Raw genomic sequence first — 17,462 nt, 5'->3', positions numbered from 1 at the left:
AACTCTCTTCTCCCTCTGATAGCGCCAGTTTGCTCATGCCACGCACAATAGAATCCTGGAAAATCAATCTTATCTCCGTCTGGTTCGGCTGTTTTTTCACCGGCCTGGCCATCAGCCAGATCATTCCTTTTTTGCCGCTCTATATCGAACAGCTTGGGATCACCGACGGCGATGCGCTTAGCCTCTGGTCGGGACTCACCTTTAGCATCACCTTTGTGATCTCGGCCGCCGTCGCGCCGCTGTGGGGCAGCCTCGCCGATCGCAAAGGACGCAAGCTGATGCTGCTGCGCGCCGCCTCAGGCATGGGGATAGTGATCCTGCTGCAGGCCTTTGTCACCCAGGCCTGGCAGCTGCTGCTGCTGCGCGCCCTGATGGGGCTGACCTCGGGTTATATCCCCAACGCCATGGCGCTGGTGGCGGCGCAGGTGCCGCGCGACCGCAGCGGCTGGGCGCTGAGCTGCGTCTCCACCGGCCAGATCGGCGGGGTGATCCTTGGGCCGATGCTCGGTGGGCTGCTGGCGGACTGGGTCGGCCTGCGCATGGTCTTTATCGTTACCGCCGCGCTGCTGCTGGTGAGCTTCCTGGTGACGCTGTTGCTGATTAAAGAGACCGGCTATAAGCCGGTCAGTAAAAAGGAGAAGCTGAGCGGGCGCGAGGTGTTCGCCTCGCTTGATAACCCCAGGCTGATGCTCTGCCTGTTTGTCACCACGATGGTGATCCAGATGTGCAACGGCTCGGTTAACCCGATTCTGACGCTGTTCGTGCGCGAGCTGGCGCCGACGGCGGACAATATCGCCTTTCTCAGCGGGGTTATCGCCGCGCTGCCCGGCATCTCGGCGCTGATTGCCGCGCCGCGCCTCGGCAGGCTGGGCGACCGCATCGGCACCCAGCGTATTCTGCTGGCGACCATGGTGGCGTCGCTGCTGCTGCTGATCGCCATGTCTTTCGTCACCAGCGCCACCCAGCTCGGCGTGCTGCGCTTTCTGCTCGGCTTTGCCGACGGCGCGATGATGCCTGCGGTGCAGACGCTGCTGGTGCGCCACTCGCGTGACAACATTACCGGCCGTATCTTCGGCTACAACCAGTCGTTTATGTATCTCGGCAACGTCGCCGGTCCGCTGCTCGGCGCCGCGGTGTCGGCGCTGAGCGGCTACCGCTGGGTTTTCTTCGCCACCGCGCTGGTGGTGCTGATTAACGTGCTGCTGCTGAAGCGCTTTTACCGCCGTCCGCGCACCCTGCTGGAGCCGAAGGGGAGAAGCGCAGCGCATAGCGCCAGCGACGCTGAGTCAACAGAAACTCGGCGCTAACGCTCGGGCTCCAGGAGTCGTCGCCGCCCACGCCCATATGCGCGGCGTCCAGATGCAGCCAGCATCCGGGCTCCGCGCGCAGCAGATGGCGATGCGACGCGTCGCGCAGCTGCTCAAGGCTGTAGCGGCTCAGCGAGAAGCTGAACGCGCCGCTGACGCGCCAGCCTTCCGCCTCGAGCCAGCGCGTGCCGCCGCGCAGGCCGTTTTCGCTCGGGAAGACGTAGGGGGTGTGCAGCGCGTCGAGCGGCAGCTGCCAGCGCGAAAACTGCGCCGCCAGCTGGCGGTCCGGGTAGTTTTCATGGGGGCCAAGCCCCAGCCAGGCAACCTGCTGCGGCGCGTCGGCGAGCTGGCAGCGCAGGCCGATGCGCGCCGGGGCGGGCGCGTCGGCGGCCTGTTCCACCTCTACCTCCAGATACATTTCGCCCTGCGCGTCGAACCGGTAGCGCTTATGGCTAAGAAAGGCCAGCCTGCCCTGGGCATACCAGCCGTGCAGCACGCTGATCTGCACCGCGTTCGACAGCGTCTCCGTCTCGATGCGCGCTACGCGGTGGGTCATGGCGTCATAGCCGGCCGCTTTCCAGCGCTCCGACCAGGCGTTGGGATCGACGCGCTCCGCTTCGCTGGTGCCGATATCGTTGTCGAGCGGCGCGCGGATAAAGCAGTCCTGTAGCGGCGACAGCAGCATCGGCCGATCGTCAACAAACCACTGCGTCAGCTCGCCGCTCTGGCGGCTAAAGTGCCAGCGCTGGCCGCGGTGCGTCACCGCGATAACCGCCTGTTGCGCGTTAAGCCTCGGCGGCTCGCCCTGCGGCGGCAGCGGCGGAAGTGCCAGCGCGGCGGGCAGCGGCCACTGGTGCCAGGCGACGCGCCAGTCGGCGTCTGACCAGGGGGTTGCGGCGCGCTGATGAACGGCGACGTTGAGCCAGCACTCCCCGGTGAGCTTCTCCAGCGGCGGAATGCTGAAGCGCTGCGTTCCCTGCGGCGCGATATCGAGCGCGGCTTCGCCCTGCGCCACTACTTCTCCCTGCTGCTCGACGCGCCAGCGCAGCACCTCGTTATCGCTGTGGCGGAACAGGTAGTCGCTGCTGACGCTAAAGCGCCAGGGATCGTCGGCGTCTGGCGTAAAGTGGAAGAACTGCTGCGCGCGCTGCGCTTCAAACAGCGCCGGGTGCGGCGTGCGGTCGGCGAACACCAGCCCGTTCATACAGAACTGGCGGTCGTTGGGCTTGTCGCCAAAGTCACCGCCGTAGGCCTGCCAGGGCTGTCCGTTTTCATCGTAGCGCGTCAGGCTCTGATCGACCCAGTCCCAGACGAAGCCGCCCTGCAGGCGCGGAAACTGACGAAACGCCTGCCAGTACTTCGCAAAGCCGCCGAGGCTGTTGCCCATGGCGTGCGCATATTCACACAGGATCAGCGGCCGGTTTTCCCCCGGCAGGCCGATCCACTTTTTTAGCGACCATTTCGGCACGGCGGGGAAGGGCTGGTCTTCATCGACGCGCGCATACATCGGGCAGAGAATATCGGTTGCCGCGCTGTTGGCGCCGCCGCCTTCATACTGTATGGGCCGCGTCGCATCAGCGCTTTTTACCCAGCGATAGAGGGCGTCGTGCGTGCTGCCGTGACCTGACTCATTGCCCAGCGACCAGATAATAATGCTGCAGTGGTTGCGATCGCGCTGCACCATGCGCGTGACGCGTTCGCTGAAGGCGGCGAACCAGCGCGGATCGTCCGCCAGGCGGCTCATGGGCTGCATGCCGTGGGTTTCAATATTTGCTTCGTCGACCACGTACAGGCCGTAGCGGTCGCACAGCCGGTACCAGAGCGGATGGTTAGGGTAGTGGGAACAGCGCACCGCATTGAAGTTATGCTGCTTCATCAGCTCAATGTCGCGCCGCATCGTCGCCTCATCCACCACCTGGCCGCTCTCTGGATGGTGCTCGTGACGGTTTACGCCGCGTATTAGCAGCGGCTGGCCGTTCAGGCAGAGCAGGCCGTTTTCGATGGCGACACGGCGGAAACCGACATCGTACGCCTCGACCTCAATCGTTTCGCCCTGCGCGTCGAGCAGCGCCAGCGTGGCGCGGTAGAGCGTCGGCGTTTCAGCGCTCCACAGCGCGGGCGCGTCAACGTGCAGGCGTAGCTCGGCGCGATCCGCATAGTTGCCGCGCTCGTCGATAATTGCGCTGCCGAGCGGCTGCTCGACGACGCCCGCCTGCGCGCCCTCGCGCCACAGGGTCAGTCGCAAACGCAGCGCCTTGTCCTGAGCGGTCACGCGCACGCGCGCCACCAGATCCGCGCTGCGGTATTCGGGACTGAGCTGCGTCTCCAGCTGGACGTCCGCCAGATGGGGCGTCGGCTTATGCAGCAGCGAGACGTCGCGGAAAATGCCGCTCATGCGCCACATATCCTGATCTTCCAGCCAGGTGCCGTCGCTCCAGCGCAGCACCATGACCGCCAGCCGGTTAGCGCCCGGCACCAGCGCCGCGCTAAGGTCAAATTCGGCGGGCAGACGACTGTCCTGGGAGTAGCCGATAAAGCGGCCGTTGCACCAGAGATAGAAGGCGGAGCTGACGCCGTCGAAGATGATGCGGGTCTGCCCCTCCGCAGGCCAGCCGTGGTCAAGAGTAAATGTGAGCGAATAACAACCTGTTGGATTCTCCTGCGGCACGCAGGGCGGCGTTGCGGCGATGGGATACTGAACGTTGGTGTAAACAGGCGCGTCGTAGCCGTGCAGCTGCCAGTTAGAGGGCACCGGCAGAACGGCGGCGTCGGGCAGATCTTCCTGCAGCCAGCGCTCTGGTACCGCCTCAGGGCAGCTGAAGTAGCTGAAGTTCCAGCTGCCGTTCAGGCTGCGCTGCGCGAGAGAGGGACGGTCGTCGCGCGCTGCCGCTTCGCTGCGCCAGCTGGCGAAGGGGGGATGTGCGTCAAGGCGATTCAGGCTGGTAACGACCGGATTTTCCCAGTCGCGGCGGGCAAGAAGTTGGCTCAGTGAGATCGGCGGCGTTGGCATAGGGGGATCCTTAATTTGTATTGCGCTCACAATGCAATGTTTTCCGCTGGCTGTAAAGAGCGGCAGCGAGGCGACAGCCGCGCTTTTTTAGCGGACGCTGCGCCGCAGCGGGCTGGAATGCGGGTTTTGTGTCGCCTTAGTGCCAGTAAATCGTTAAGCCTGGTATGCAAGGATTAATAGCGCCCTGAGTCAGAGAATTCTCTCTTGTCGGCCCGTTTTGACGCTCATACACTCAGCCCGATTTCATCCACCCAGAGGTTGTTATGGTACGCATTATTAAAGTTGCCGCGGTTGTGGCGCTGATCGCCGCGCTGAGCGGCTGTATTTTTCCGCCTCCGGGCGGCGGCTGGGGAGGCCCTGGCGGCGGCGGTGGTGGTGGCGGCTGGGGCGGTCCCGGTCACGGTTTCGCTGGCCCGCATTAATCCCGCATAATCTCTATTATATTCCGGGCTGAAACGATTTACGTCTCGCTTAATTAACGGTAAAACGTTTCTCCCGCTTCTTAAAATAGGTTTAGCCCCTGTTTTAATAAAAGTGGTGATAAAGCGCTGAGCAAAATCGGCCAAAAGCGCTGTTTTTTTATTTTGCTGAGTGATACCGTCTGCTTTTATTTAGCCACGGGACAAGGGCATGAAGAACCTTATCGCTGAATTACTGGTAAAACTGGCGGCAAAAGAAGAAGAGTCTAAAGAACTGGTGGCTCAGGTTGAGGCGCTGGAAATTATCGTAACGGCGATGCTGCGCAAGCTGGATCCCGAACAACAGCACGCTATCGCCGCAGGTATTGATAATGCGATGCACAATGCTAACGCTGACGCCAGTAATGAAGACGCGCTTCTGTTACGCAACTACCTGGATAAATTACTTAACCATCCGCGCGTCTGATTGTAAATAGTCCGGCAGTGCGATCGCTGCTGCAAATTTGCGCAAAAATCCACCGCTCTGTTTATCTCGTGCCAGAATTAACGGACTATTCATAGAGGGAGTCATACCATGAAAGTGCATTTAGCGGCAGTCGTGATGGCGGGTCTGCTGGTCAGCGGCGTCAGCGTAGCGCAGGCCGCTGAAAAAACGGCGCAGCAGCAAAAAATGACGCAGTGCAACCAGCACGCCAGCACGCAAAATCTCAAGGGTGACGCGCGTAAATCTTTTATGAGCGAATGCCTGAAGAAAGAGAGCAAGATTTCCGGCATGACGCCGCAGCAGGTGAAAATGAAAACCTGTAATAATGAAGCGGGCGATAAAAAGCTCAGCGGTGACGCCCGTAAAACCTTTATGAGTTCCTGCCTGAAAAAAGCCTGATACCTTATTTATAACGGCCGCACTGCGGCCGTACGCATTCTTTTGCCTCTCCCGCTCCGCTTTTTTATCCGTTTACACTTGCTAAAACTTTAATCCGGCAGCTTAACAACGGGTTAAACGCTTTTTCTCTTTTCCGACTCTGCCTTTCGCTTTCTTTTGCCACACTTACTTTTTGCAGGGGAATAGCGGCGCCCGCACGGGACGCCCTGGTGAATAACGACAAAGAAGGAGCCGAGTCATGAATTATCAGCCTGTCATCGCCTTAAAAGATCTGCCCGACCGCCAGCCGACCAAAACAAAAATAGCCGATACCGATATTCTGCTGGTGCGCGATGGAGAACAGGTGCGCGCCTTTCAGGCCACCTGCCCACATGCGGGTGCGCCGCTGGAGCAGGGCGCTATCTGCGGCGATAAACTGGTTTGTCCCTGGCATAAAGCGGTGTTTGCGCTGGAGGATGGCCATATGTGCGAACCGCTGGCGCTGGCGGATCTCAAACAGTTTCCGCTGCGCGTCGAGAACGGCATCGTGCAGGTCAACCCTAAACCGATGTCATCTGCGACGCCCATCGGCAGCGGCGGCGAGGCGCCGGTGTATGCGGTGCTTGGCGGCGGCGCAGCTGGCAGCGCCGCCATCTGGACGCTGCGGCGCGAAGGGTTTAAAGGAAAGGTGGTGCTGGTGGAGCGCGAGCCGGAAGCGCCGTACGACCGCACTGCGCTGACCAAATTCGTTCCCTCCGGCAAGATGGATATCAAGGATGTGCCGCGCATCCTGAAAGAGGACATTTTGCAGCATGTCGATCGCCTGCAGGGGGAGGTGACGCGTCTCGACACCCGTGAACAGCGAATCCACTTCGCCGACGGCACGTCGCTCTTTTACGATAAGCTGCTGATCGCATCCGGCGGCGCGCCCCAGCGTCCCGAACTGCCCGGCAGCGAGCTGGCGGGCGTACACCTGCTGCGTTCGCTGGCGCAGGCTGACGCGCTGCTGCAGGAGGTCGATCAGAGCCAGCAGCTGGTGATTATCGGCAACAGTTTTATCGGCATGGAGATGGCGTCGGCGCTGCGCAATCGCGACGTTGAGGTAAGCGTGGTGGCGCGGCATCCGCTGCCTTTTGCGCGTCAGTTCGGCGAGCAGATCGGCCGCTATTTCCGCGATCTGCACGGCAGCAACGGCGTACACTTTGTCGACGGCGAGCCAGCGGCGCTGGAGGGGGAACATCAGGTTACCGCGCTGCGCCTGCAGGATGGCCGCCGCATCAAAGCGGACGTGGTGCTGCTGGCGACCGGTATTCAGCCAGCCACCGGCTTTATTCACGATCTGCCGCTGCGCGAGGATGGCAGCCTGCTGGCCGACAGCCAGCTGCGCGTGACGCCAGACGTCTGGGTGGCAGGGGATAGTGCCAGCTATCTGACGCCGCAGGGGCCGCTGCGCGTCGAGCACTATCGCGTCGCCCATCAGCAGGGGCGCATCGCCGCCTTTAATATGCTGGACAGGCGCATGATGTACGATCGGGTGCCCTTTTTCTGGACCACGCACTTCGGCACGCGCTACGAGTATCTCGGCCATGCCGACAGGTGGGATGAGTATCGCCTGATCGGCTCGCTGGAGAAGAAAACCTTTATCGCCCTCTACGGCCAGCAGGGCAAGCTCGCGGCGGCGTTCTCCTGCGGCATGTATACGCTGACCGCAGCGCTGGTGCTGGAGATGCAGCAGCCGATGACCATGGAACAGGCGCTGGCGACGGTGGCGAGCTACCAGCAGTAGCGAAGGCGGGCGGAGCGGACGCTCCGCCCCGCATATTACTTTTTGCTCAGCGCTTCAGACTTCGCCATGCACTGCTGCATCGCCTCCATAACGGCGGCGCGGAAACCTTTCTCTTCCAGCACCTTCACCGCTTCGATAGTGGTGCCGCCGGGCGAGCAGACCATATCTTTCAGCTCGGCGGGGTGTTTACCGCTCTCCAGCACCATCTGGGCAGAGCCTTTTACCGCCTGGGCGGCGAACTGATAGGCCTGGGCGCGCGGCATGCCGCCGAGCACGGCGGCGTCCGCCATCGCTTCGATAAACATAAAGACGTAGGCGGGCGCGGAGCCGCTGACGCCGACCACCGAGTGAATCAGATATTCGCTCACCACGGCCGCCTTGCCAAAGCTCTCAAACATCGTCACGACTTCGTCGATCTCCGGCTGCTCAACCAGCACGTTCGGCGTAACCGAGGTCATGCCTTCGTTGACCAGCGCGGGCGTGTTCGGCATCACGCGGACAATTTTGCGGTCATGGCCCAGCACCGTCGCCAGCGAGTCCAGCGTTACGCCCGCGGCGATAGAGATCACCAGCGCCTCTTTCTTCAGCTGGCTGGCCAGATCTTTGAGCACTTTCAGGATAACGTTGGGTTTGACCGCGCCGAACAGAATATCTACCTCGCGCGCCAGCGCCTCGGCGCTTTCGGCGGCCTGAATGCCGTACTCGCGCGCCAGCGCCTCGTTGGTTTCCGCCTTGCGGTCAAATACCCAGATGTTCGAGGGCGCGATCTGACCGCTTTTCACCAGCCCGCCGATAATGGCTTTGGCCATATTGCCGCCGCCGATAAACCCAATTTTCTTCTCCAGCATCGCCGTATCCTTAAGAAAGTTCGAAAATCTTAACGCGTTAGCTTACTTCAGCCAGGATTAATAACAAGTCAGCAAGGAGAACACTGCATGGGCGACAATGAAAATCAAAGCCGGCACTACCCGGTCAAAGAGAATATGCCGTGGCAACGCCTCGAGTGGCGCATTCAGCATGTGGGCTTCGTGCTGCTGCTGCTGATTGTGATCGCCGGGGCAGCCGGTCTCTTTTCCAAAGGATGGCTGAGCAATCAACGCGTTGTCAGCGCGGACAGGCGGCTGAGCGTCGACTATGAGCGTTTCGGGCGACGCGAAAGCAACATGGATATGACGCTGCGCCTGAAGCAGCTGCGCGGCGACGCTTACCAGATCAGGCTGCGCGGTCCGCAGCTCGACAGTATACAGCTACAGACCCTGCAGCCGCAGCCGGATGAGGCCTGGAGCACCGGCGACAGCCTGGTGCTGCGCTGGCACCGGCGCGCGGATCAGCAGGAGGCCACCCTCTGGATCGGCACGCAGCCGCAAGACTTCGGCCGCTATCGCCTGTCCGTCACGCTGGACGAGGCCTCGACCGCGCGGTTTAGTCAGTTTATTTATCCCTAGGAGATTGGCATGGAAACGGTGTTACGCGCAGCCAGCATGTATCTGCTGTTGATGGTGGTATTTAAAATCGCCGGACGGCGCACGCTGATGGAGATGACCTCTTTCGATCTGATTTTGCTGCTGATTATCAGCGAGGCGACCCAGCAGGCGCTGCTCGGCGATGACTTTTCCGTTACCGGCGCCGGGTTGACCATCGTGACGCTGATCGTGATTGATATTGTATTCGGCGTGATGAAAACGCGCTTTCCCCGTATGGAGCGGCTGATTGATGGCTCTTCGCTGATTCTGGTGGAAGAGGGCAGGCTGCTGCACCAGCGGGCGAAGCGGGCAGGGATAGACGAAGAGGATATTCTGCAGAGCGCGCGCAGCTCGCAGGGACTGGAGCGGCTTGACCAAATAAAGTTTGCCATTCTGGAGAAGACCGGCAAGATCTCCATCATTCCCAAAGAGTAAGGAAAGAATATGGTTATCTGGGTTGATGCTGACGCCTGCCCCAACGTCATCAAAGAAGTGCTCTACCGCGCGGCGGATCGCACCAAAACGCAGGTGACCTTTGTCGCCAACCAGTCGCTGCGCGTGCCGCCCTCACCCTGGCTGAAAACGCTGCGCGTGCCTGCCGGGTTTGACGTTGCGGATAACGAGATCGTGAAGCGCGTGGAGAAGGGGGATCTGGTGATTACCGCCGATATTCCGCTGGCGGCGGAGGTGCTGGAGAAAGGGGGCGAGGCGCTTAATCCGCGCGGCGAACGCTATTCGCCCGCCACTATCCGCGAAAAGCTCACCCTGCGCGACTTTATGGATACCATGCGCGCCAGCGGCGTGCAAACCGGCGGCCCCGCGGCGATGAGTCCGCGAGACCGCCAGCAGTTCGCTAACGCGCTCGACAGCTGGCTGACGCAGCGTCAGCGCTGAAATCAGACGAAGCTGTCGTCGTCGTCGTTAAAGCCGTCGAAGCTGTCATTACCGAGATCGTTGAAGTCATTATTGTCCGCGTAGTTGTTATCCCAGCCGTTGTTCTGGTCAAGGAAACCGCTGCCGCCGCTGTTAAAGGTATCGAGGTTCTCATCGACCTGCGGCAGCGGCGGTTCGTTAATGATATTCACAATCTCTTCCGGCTGAGAGTGGTGGAACAGGCTGGTCAGCATATCCGCCATCACCACGCCGCCTGCGACGCCGACCGCGGTTTGCAGCGCGCCGCCGAGGAAGCCGGTGCCGCGCGCCGGTGCGGCAGGGGCATTGTTATACTGCGGCTGCTGCGGCGCGTTGTTCCACGCCTGCTGCTGGGGCTGCTGCACAGGCGCAGGTGGTTGCTGACGCGAGCCGCCGCCAAACAGGCTTGACAGAAAACCGCCGCTGCTCTGCTGCTGAGGCTGCTGCTGCTGCTGCTGCTGCGCCAGACGGTTCTCCAGCTCGGTGATGCGATCGTTGAGTTTCTTCATCGCGGCTTCCTGAATCAGGATCGCCTGCGCCATATAGTAAGGCGCGCCGGGCTGCTGCTGCAGATGCTCTTTAATCAGCTGTTCCGCCGCCGCGTCACGCGGTCCGGTCTGGCTCTCGGCCTGTTTCAGACGGCTGAACAGACCCTCAATCAATTGGTGTTCCTGGCTATACATGATGGCTCTCCTGTTGAGATTAAATAAGTATATGGGGGCGGGGCGCGGCAAAGTAAAATCTGCCAGGTAAGCAAATGTTGCCGCCGCCGGGCTTAGGGCGCTTTGCACGAAATGCGCATGGTTAACCCCTTAATATTTAATTAAATATAGGCTGAAACCCGAAAAGGATGCGCATTTCTTGCTTCGCGGGTGGAGGCTATGGCGGTTTCCAGTTATTATGCGTCGCATTATTAAGCGATATGCCGCGATATACGGCCTGTAACGGCGGAGGAACTGCCCGATGTCTCTACCCATTTATCTGATCGGCGCGCGCGGCTGCGGCAAAACCACCGTAGGCGAGGCGCTATCGCACGCGCTGGGCTACGCCTTTCGCGATACCGATCACCATCTGCAGCTCAGCACGCAGCGCAGCGTCGCGCAGATTGTGGCGGATGAGGGCTGGGAAGGCTTTCGCGCGCGGGAAACCGAGTCGCTGAAAGCGGTCACCGCGCCGGCAACGGTCATCGCCACCGGCGGCGGCATGGTGCTGGCGGAGCACAACCGTCGCTTTATGCGCGAGCACGGGCGCGTAATCTGGCTTAGCGCGCCGTCGCATATTCTGGCGCAGCGGCTGGAGAGCCAGCCGGAAGCGGCGCAGCGCCCTACGCTGACCGGCCGTCCCATCGCCGAAGAGATGGGCGATATCCTGCGCGAGCGCGCGCATCTTTACCGCGACGCCGCCCACCATGAAGTCAACGCCATGCAGACGCCGGATCGCGTTATCGACGATATTCTTCAGTCGCTGTCGCTGGCGCGCGCCAGCTAGCCTCCACATTTTTTCTTCAGATTCTTCCCGCTTTCCCGTCTGGGTTGCGTAGCCTGGCTATACTGATCCTCAGACGGGAATCGTCTCGTCGTGTGGAATACGCTTAGCCAGGAGGGATTGAATATGCCGACCAGACCGCCTTATCCACGCGAAGCTCGCGTCGTCACCGTTGAGAAGGGGCCGCCGGGCAGCACCGTAACCTCATGGGAATTGCGTGCCGATCATCCATCGCCTAATACGTTAATTAGCGAGCACACGTCAGAAGCGGAAGCGCATGACGCCAAAGTTCGCTATGAGGATGTGGAAAAAGAGTAGCGCAATCTCTCTGGCAGGGACGCCAGCCTCAATAGCGTTTTTCTGGTAATGCTATTTGCTGTTATTCGCTGCCTGCGCGCGGTGAAGCTAATATCCATTCTGCACTTTCTCCCTGCGACCCTATAAAATCATTTCTCTTTGCCCCTCGCCCGGTTATTTCACTGCGCCTGATCTTCGCTGACAAAAATTGACGCTTGACCCCTGTTGCCCCGCGTTTTAGTTTAAAACATCGATACAGGAACTCGGTTCCATATAGTGAAACTGACGCCATGACCACACTCGAAAACGCCGCCGCGGTGCTTAAGCTGTTTCAGCAAAAAGGGGTAACGCAGGGAAATCCCGGGCTGACGTTTACCGATGTCGTGGAGGCGCTGCGCCTGCCGAAAAGCACCGTGTCGCGCCTGCTGGCCACCATGGAAAGTCAGGGCATGCTGGAGCGTGACGCAGAGAGCCGCTGTTTTCATATTGGCCGCGTGCTGCTGTCGGTCGCCGGACACTATCTCTCCGCGCCGCTGGTGGACAGCGCCGCGCCGGCAATGGCGCGACTGGCGGATAAAACCGGCAGCATCGGCTATATCTCGCGCCTCGACGGACGCGATCTGGTGGTGATGCGCATGTTTCACGGGCGCCACTTTACCCAGCTGGTGACGCCGCCGGGAAGCCGCATGAGCGCCGCCGCCACCTCCACCGGCCGCGTACTGCTGGCGCAGCTCAGCGAAGAAGAGGTATGCGAGCGCTACCGCGACGCCTGGCAGCCGCTGCCGCCCAATTCGCCGCAAACGCTCGAGGTGCTCTGCGCGCAGCTGGCGGCGATCTGCAGCCAGGGCTGGTCGCTGGCGCGCAACGAAACGCTGCCCGGCATCAGTTCGCTCTCCGTCGCGCTGCATAATAAATATCACGGCGATACGGTAGCGCTTTGCCTCTCATTTTTATCGCAGGAGAGTTCGCCAGGCTATCCGCCCGCGCTGCTCGATGAATTACGCATAACGGCCAGCGACCTGGCCGAGAAATATGGCGCAACGCCACTCTGAATTTACTTTTTTATCGGCGCAATACTTTCGCCACACCGGGAAAACGCCAGGCCTTCGGGCCTGTTTATTCATGCTCACGGACGAAATAAAAAAACGACGTAAGCGAGTCTGATTCAGGCTCGCGAAGCGTCATTTCATTTCTACCGGCATTCCTGACGGGGACAATATGGAGAAGGTTAATCCAGTAAAACAGGCTGGCGTGGCGATAGTATTAATCGCCCTGTCGGTGGCGGGCGCAATTATTGGCGTGCAGCTTATTACCACTATCGGCGTGACGCCGAATACCTCTATTATCGGCGCCTTATTTGCCATGCTGCTGGCGCGTATTCCACTGCAGGCGTTTCGCCGCTATCGCTCGATTGAAATTCAAAACCTCGCCCAGACCGCTATTTCTTCCGCAACCTTCGGCGCCGCAAACAGCTTATTAATGCCGATCGCCGTGCCCTGGGCGCTGGGCGAGCCGCAGCTGGTGCTGCCGATGTTCTGCGGCGTCAGCGCGGCGATGCTGCTGGACGCTTATCTGCTCTACCGCCTGTTCGATACCCGCGTTTTTCCCGCCGGCAACGCCTGGCCGCCGGGCGTGGCCGCCGCCGAGGCGATCAAGGCAGGCGACAGGGGCGGGCGCCAGGCCTGGCTGCTGGCGGCGGGCATCGCCGGCGGTATCCTCGGCTCAATGCTCACCATCCCGATGTCCGCGTTCGGCACCGCCTTTATCGGCAATATCTGGGCGCTGGGCATGCTGGGCGTCGGCTTTCTGCTGCGCGCCTACGCGCAACCGGTTGCTGATATCGATATCAACGCGCTCTACCTACCGCACGGCGTGATGGTCGGCGCCGGGCTGGTGGCGCTGATTCAGGTGGTCATGGTAATCCGCAGCCGCCGCCACGATGAGCAGAAGGTGAGCCGCGGCGGCAATGAGGTGAGGCGCGCCCTCGGCCTCGGCGGCGCGGGCTACCTGATTATTTCGGCGCTGCTGGCGCTGGCGGGCGGACTGTGGAGCGAAATGAGCCTGCCGATGCTGCTGCTGTTTGTGATTTACGCCGCGTTCGCCGCCTTTGTGCATGAGCTGATCGTCGGCATCGCTGCGATGCACTCCGGCTGGTTCCCGGCGTTCGCGGTGGCGCTGATCACGCTGATCGTCGGCATTCTGCTCGGCTTTCCGCCGCTGGCGCTCTGCCTGCTGTGCGGCTTTACCGCAGCGACCGGGCCCGCCTTCGCCGACATGGGCTACGATCTTAAAGCAGGCTTTATTCTGCGCGGCAACGGCGCGGATCTGCAGCAGGAGCTGTGGGGGCGCCGCATTCAGCTGATCGCCGCGATGATTGCGTTTCTGGTCTCTGTTCCCGTTGTCTGGTACGCCCACAACCTGTTTTTTGCGGAAAACCTGCTGCCGCCGGTGGCGCGCGTCTACGCCAAAACCATCCAGGCGGGCGCGGAGCCGGGCATCGCCGGTAGCCTGCTGATGTGGGCGATTCCCGGGGCCATTATTCAGCTGATCGGCGGGCCGAAACGCCAGCTCGGCGTGCTGCTCGCCACCGGCCTGCTGATCAATAACGCGATGGCCGGCTGGGCGGTAGTCGTGGGTATCGCGCTGCGCATCATCATTATTCGCGTATGGGGCGAACGCGGTCGCTCGCCGATGGAGGTGCTGGCGGCGGGCTTTATCGCCGGCGACGCGCTCTATAGCTTCTTTCACTCGCTGTTTGCCAGCGGCAAAAAATAATTAAGGGATGTCATGAGTCTGCACCAGACGTTACAGGTATTTGAGTTATTCGACAGCGCATTTATCGATGGCCAGCAGGTGGCGGATCTCTTCGCCGGCTTTCCCGGCGTCAGCGCCAGCGTTAAGCGCGTCAGCGGGCCAAAAGGGCGCACCGATTTTGTTCGCATCGATATTCCCGGCGCGCAGGGCAAAGCGAGCGGCGGCAGCGCGCCGACGCTGGGCATTATCGGCCGCCTGGGCGGCATCGGCGCGCGCCCGACCCGCATCGGCATGGTTTCCGACGCCGATGGCGCCGTGGCGGCGGTGAGCAGTGCGCTGAAGCTGGCCGTAATGCAGACCAAAGGCGACGTGCTGGCGGGCGACGTTATCGTTACCACGCATATCTGTCCCGATGCGCCGACGCGCCCGCACGAGCCGGTCGACTTTATGGATTCGCCTGTTGACGACGTCACCATGAACAATAATGAGGTGGTGCAGGAGGTGGACGCTATCCTGTCGATCGATACCACAAAGGGCAACCGCATTATTAACCACAAGGGATTTGCGCTGTCGCCTACGGTAAAAGAGGGCTATATCCTGCGCGTATCGGACGATCTGCTGCGCATTATGGAGATGACCACCGGCCGTCCGGCGGTAACCTTTCCCATTACCACGCAGGATATTACCCCTTACGGCAACGGCATTTATCACCTGAACAGCATTCTGCAACCTTCCACGGCGACCGACGTGCCGGTGGTGGGCGTGGCGATCACGGCGGAGTCGGTGGTGCCGGGCTGCGGAACCGGCGCCAGCCATGAAGTGGATATTGCGGCGGCGGCGAAGTTTGCGGTAGAAGTGGCAAAAGAGTTTGGCCGCGAGACCTGCCATTTCTACGATGCCGACGAGTACGCCCGCCTGCTGGCGCTTTACGGCAGCCTGAGTCACCTGCGTAAACGAGACGAATAATGACGAAATCCCTGGTTACCCTGACCATTGGTCAGTCGCCGCGCAGCGATATTATGCCGCTGCTGGCGGCCTGTTTACCGGCTGAGCAGACCGATCATGTCGGCCTGCTGGACGGGCTGAGCGAGGCGGAGATCGCCGCGCGCTTCGCCCCTGACGCGCAGGATGGCGTGCTGGTGTCGCGCCTGCGCAACGGCACGCAGGTGCGGCTGGCTACGGCGAAGGTCGAGCAGGGATTGCAGGCGAAAATCGCCGCGCTGGAAGCTGAGGGCTACGACACTATTCTGCTGCTCTGCACCGGCGAGTTCGGCGCGCTGACCGCCAAAAGCGCGCTGCTGCTGGAGCCTGACCGCATTATTCCGCCGCTGGTCTCCGCCATTGTGCAGGACCATCAGGTCGGCATCGTGGTGCCGGTTGAGGAGCAGATGCAGCAGCAGGCGAACAAGTGGCGCAATCTGCAGCGCCGGCCCTGCTTCGCCGTTGCCAGCCCCTATATTCCCGATAACGAGAAGCTGACCGACGCGGCGCTCTCGCTGCAGGAGCAGGGCGCGGACGTAGTGGTGCTCGACTGCATCGGCTATAACCAGACCCATCGCGACTTTTTGCAGAAGCTGCTGGGCATTCCGGTGCTGCTCTCCAACGTGCTGGTGGCGAAACTGGCCGCTGAACTTATCGTCTGATAACGGCGCGATCACAAAGCGGGAGGCGAAGCTGCAATTCGCGTGACAGATCAGCGAGTTCCGCTCTACACTGCCAGATACCTTAATGTGCTGTGAGGAAGTAACATGCTCAATGTAAGTGAGTATTTTGACGGAAAAGTAAAATCTATCGGCTTCGACAGTGCCAGCACCGGTCGTGCCAGCGTGGGCGTGATGGCGGAAGGCGAATACACCTTCGGCACGGCGCAGCCGGAAGAGATGACGGTGGTGAGCGGATCGCTGAAGGTGCTGCTGCCGGGCGAAACCGAATGGCAATGGTTTGAGGCGGGTTCAGTGTTTAACGTGCCGGGCCACAGCGAGTTTCATCTGCAGGTGGGTGAGCCGAGTTCCTATCTCTGCCGCTATCTGAAAGAGTAATAAAACGGGCCATGGCAGTGTGCCAGTGCGGATGACATGGCCCGCTCGGCCCGCGACCTCCCTGTCGCGGGACGCTTTGCACTTCGGGCCATGTCATTCGCTTTCAGATAGTGTTAACCGGCCTGATGGGCCGATTTCTTAACGCTTCGCTTCCCCGCCCAGCGCCTCAACCAGATTACTGGTCAGCGCGGCGAGTTCGCTGGTCATCAGGATAAAGTCAGCGTCGAAACGCTGGGCGAAATCCTCGCGGTCGATATCGTCATTCTGCTCGCGCAGGGTATCGCTGAACTTCAGGCGCTTCACCGAACCGTCGTCCGCCAGCACAAACTGGATACGCTCCTGCCAGTCGAGCGCCAGTTTAGTCACCAGCTTGCCCGCTTCGATATGGTTGGCAATCTCGTCGCATACCAGATCCTGCTTTTTACAGCGGATCACGCCGCCATCTTCGAGGATCGCCTTCAGCTCCGCTTCGTCCATCAGGGCGAAACCGGCGGGCAGATCGCCGGAGCGCACCCATTCGGTCAGCGTCAGCTCAATCGGGCTTTCCAGCGTCAGCGGCACCACCGGCAGTGAGCCAAGGCTCTTACGCAGCAGCGCCAGCGTATCTTCCGCCTTTTTCGCGCTGGCGCAGTCGACCATGATCAGGTTGTTTACGGTGTCGATCCAGATAAAGGTCTGGCTGAGACGGCTGAACGCGCGCGGCAGCAGGCTGTGCAGCACCTCATCTTTCAGCGAATCTTTTTCCGTCTTCTTCAGCTTGCGGCTCTGTTCCGCTTCCAGCTTGCTGATCTTCGCTTCCAGCGCCTGCTTCACCACCGGCGACGGCAGGATCTTCTCCTCTTTGCGGGCGCAAATCACGATCTGACCGTTGTTCACATGGGTCAGCGCATCGCTGCGGTTGCCCATCGGCGACACCCAGCCGGTTTTGCTCATATCCTGGCTGCCGCAGGGGGAGAAGGTGTAAGCCTCAAGTTGTTTTTCCATGTCGTCTGCAGAGAGCGGAATGTCCCGATTCAGACGATAAACCATCATATTTTTAAACCACAACATCACAATTCCTTACCGGGTCGCGCGATCGGGCGCACAAGTCGAGAGGTCAGCGCGCATGATAGCGAAACATCGAAACGG

General features: G+C 60.8%; 19 protein-coding genes. 15 read left to right on the top strand and 4 right to left on the bottom strand.

Going from position 1 to position 17,462, the window contains the following annotated elements; all coding sequences use genetic code 11:
- The first annotated feature begins 35 nt into the window (after positions 1–35).
- The gene (locus tag LB453_RS17585) at positions 36–1,307 is read left to right on the top strand and encodes a multidrug efflux MFS transporter (RefSeq protein ID WP_103795148.1); all 1,272 of its coding nucleotides are present in this window, start codon (positions 36–38) and stop codon (positions 1,305–1,307) included.
- Here LB453_RS17585 and LB453_RS17580 read toward each other — a convergent pair.
- Complete coding sequence (locus tag LB453_RS17580) at positions 1,192–4,317, bottom strand: beta-galactosidase (RefSeq protein ID WP_146053807.1); 3,126 nt, start codon at positions 4,315–4,317, stop codon at positions 1,192–1,194. The two genes, LB453_RS17585 and LB453_RS17580, sit on opposite strands and share 116 nt — an antisense overlap.
- Before the next feature lie 263 nt (positions 4,318–4,580).
- Here LB453_RS17580 and LB453_RS17575 point away from each other — a divergent pair, with 263 nt between their 5' ends.
- The 4 genes from LB453_RS17575 (at position 4,581) to LB453_RS17560 (ending at position 7,384) form a co-directional block, all read left to right on the top strand.
- Positions 4,581–4,739: a hypothetical protein gene (locus LB453_RS17575; protein ID WP_199187302.1), complete on the top strand. Its 159-nt coding sequence runs from the start codon at positions 4,581–4,583 to the stop codon at positions 4,737–4,739.
- Between the two features lie 208 nt (positions 4,740–4,947).
- Positions 4,948–5,202 (top strand): anti-adapter protein IraP, encoded by a 255-nt coding sequence (iraP, locus tag LB453_RS17570; RefSeq protein ID WP_103795147.1) that lies wholly within the window; start codon positions 4,948–4,950, stop codon positions 5,200–5,202.
- 108 nt (positions 5,203–5,310) lie between these two features.
- The gene (locus tag LB453_RS17565) at positions 5,311–5,619 is read left to right on the top strand and encodes a PsiF family protein (RefSeq protein ID WP_103795146.1); all 309 of its coding nucleotides are present in this window, start codon (positions 5,311–5,313) and stop codon (positions 5,617–5,619) included.
- 238 nt (positions 5,620–5,857) lie between these two features.
- The gene (locus LB453_RS17560; RefSeq protein ID WP_103795145.1) at positions 5,858–7,384 is read left to right on the top strand and encodes an FAD-dependent oxidoreductase; all 1,527 of its coding nucleotides are present in this window, start codon (positions 5,858–5,860) and stop codon (positions 7,382–7,384) included.
- A 35-nt stretch (positions 7,385–7,419) separates the two neighbouring features.
- Here the strand turns inward: LB453_RS17560 and proC are convergent, their stop codons facing one another.
- Positions 7,420–8,232 carry a pyrroline-5-carboxylate reductase gene (proC, locus tag LB453_RS17555; RefSeq protein WP_103795144.1) on the bottom strand — a complete coding sequence of 271 codons (813 nt, stop codon included), beginning with the start codon at positions 8,230–8,232 and terminating at the stop codon, positions 7,420–7,422.
- 87 nt (positions 8,233–8,319) lie between these two features.
- Here proC and LB453_RS17550 point away from each other — a divergent pair, with 87 nt between their 5' ends.
- Genes LB453_RS17550 through LB453_RS17540 form a run of 3 tightly spaced genes read left to right on the top strand, consistent with a single transcriptional unit; the run spans position 8,320 to position 9,741 of the window.
- On the top strand, positions 8,320–8,829 hold the full coding sequence (locus tag LB453_RS17550; RefSeq protein WP_103795143.1) for a hypothetical protein: 510 nt from the start codon (positions 8,320–8,322) through the stop codon (positions 8,827–8,829).
- Positions 8,830–8,838: 9 nt separating this feature from the next.
- The gene (locus LB453_RS17545) at positions 8,839–9,282 is read left to right on the top strand and encodes a DUF421 domain-containing protein (protein WP_103795142.1); all 444 of its coding nucleotides are present in this window, start codon (positions 8,839–8,841) and stop codon (positions 9,280–9,282) included.
- A gap of 9 nt (positions 9,283–9,291) precedes the next feature.
- Entirely contained in the window at positions 9,292–9,741 is a 450-nt protein-coding gene (locus tag LB453_RS17540) for a YaiI/YqxD family protein (RefSeq protein WP_103795141.1), read from the top strand.
- A 2-nt stretch (positions 9,742–9,743) separates the two neighbouring features.
- Here LB453_RS17540 and LB453_RS17535 read toward each other — a convergent pair whose 3' ends face one another.
- On the bottom strand, positions 9,744–10,442 hold the full coding sequence (locus LB453_RS17535; RefSeq protein WP_103795140.1) for a DUF2076 domain-containing protein: 699 nt from the start codon (positions 10,440–10,442) through the stop codon (positions 9,744–9,746).
- A 280-nt stretch (positions 10,443–10,722) separates the two neighbouring features.
- On the opposite strand from LB453_RS17535, the gene aroL reads away from it, so the two are divergent.
- The 7 genes from aroL (at position 10,723) to ppnP (ending at position 16,334) form a co-directional block, all read left to right on the top strand.
- The gene (gene aroL / locus LB453_RS17530) at positions 10,723–11,247 is read left to right on the top strand and encodes a shikimate kinase AroL (protein ID WP_103795139.1); all 525 of its coding nucleotides are present in this window, start codon (positions 10,723–10,725) and stop codon (positions 11,245–11,247) included.
- A 123-nt stretch (positions 11,248–11,370) separates the two neighbouring features.
- Positions 11,371–11,562 carry a YaiA family protein gene (locus LB453_RS17525; protein ID WP_103795138.1) on the top strand — a complete coding sequence of 64 codons (192 nt, stop codon included), beginning with the start codon at positions 11,371–11,373 and terminating at the stop codon, positions 11,560–11,562.
- A gap of 269 nt (positions 11,563–11,831) precedes the next feature.
- A complete protein-coding gene (locus LB453_RS17520; RefSeq protein WP_224481534.1) occupies positions 11,832–12,593 on the top strand; it encodes an IclR family transcriptional regulator in 762 nt (253 codons plus the stop codon).
- Between the two features lie 166 nt (positions 12,594–12,759).
- Positions 12,760–14,316 carry an OPT/YSL family transporter gene (locus tag LB453_RS17515; protein ID WP_103795136.1) on the top strand — a complete coding sequence of 519 codons (1,557 nt, stop codon included), beginning with the start codon at positions 12,760–12,762 and terminating at the stop codon, positions 14,314–14,316.
- Positions 14,317–14,328: 12 nt separating this feature from the next.
- Positions 14,329–15,261, top strand: coding sequence for a DUF1177 domain-containing protein (locus LB453_RS17510; protein WP_103795135.1), 933 nt, complete (start codon positions 14,329–14,331; stop codon positions 15,259–15,261).
- Positions 15,261–15,938 carry an AroM family protein gene (locus LB453_RS17505; RefSeq protein WP_103795134.1) on the top strand — a complete coding sequence of 226 codons (678 nt, stop codon included), beginning with the start codon at positions 15,261–15,263 and terminating at the stop codon, positions 15,936–15,938. The genes LB453_RS17510 and LB453_RS17505 overlap by 1 nt, the downstream gene beginning before the upstream one ends.
- 105 nt (positions 15,939–16,043) lie before the next feature.
- On the top strand, positions 16,044–16,334 hold the full coding sequence (gene ppnP, locus LB453_RS17500) for a pyrimidine/purine nucleoside phosphorylase (protein WP_033752757.1): 291 nt from the start codon (positions 16,044–16,046) through the stop codon (positions 16,332–16,334).
- A 138-nt stretch (positions 16,335–16,472) separates the two neighbouring features.
- Here the strand turns inward: ppnP and rdgC are convergent, their stop codons facing one another.
- A complete protein-coding gene (gene rdgC / locus LB453_RS17495; protein WP_033788768.1) occupies positions 16,473–17,384 on the bottom strand; it encodes a recombination-associated protein RdgC in 912 nt (303 codons plus the stop codon).
- Positions 17,385–17,462: the final 78 nt, after the last annotated feature.

The organism is Pantoea agglomerans, from assembly GCF_020149765.1.
Lineage (GTDB): Bacteria > Pseudomonadota > Gammaproteobacteria > Enterobacterales > Enterobacteriaceae > Pantoea > Pantoea alvi.
This window is presented reverse-complemented; position numbering and strand designations above follow the sequence as displayed.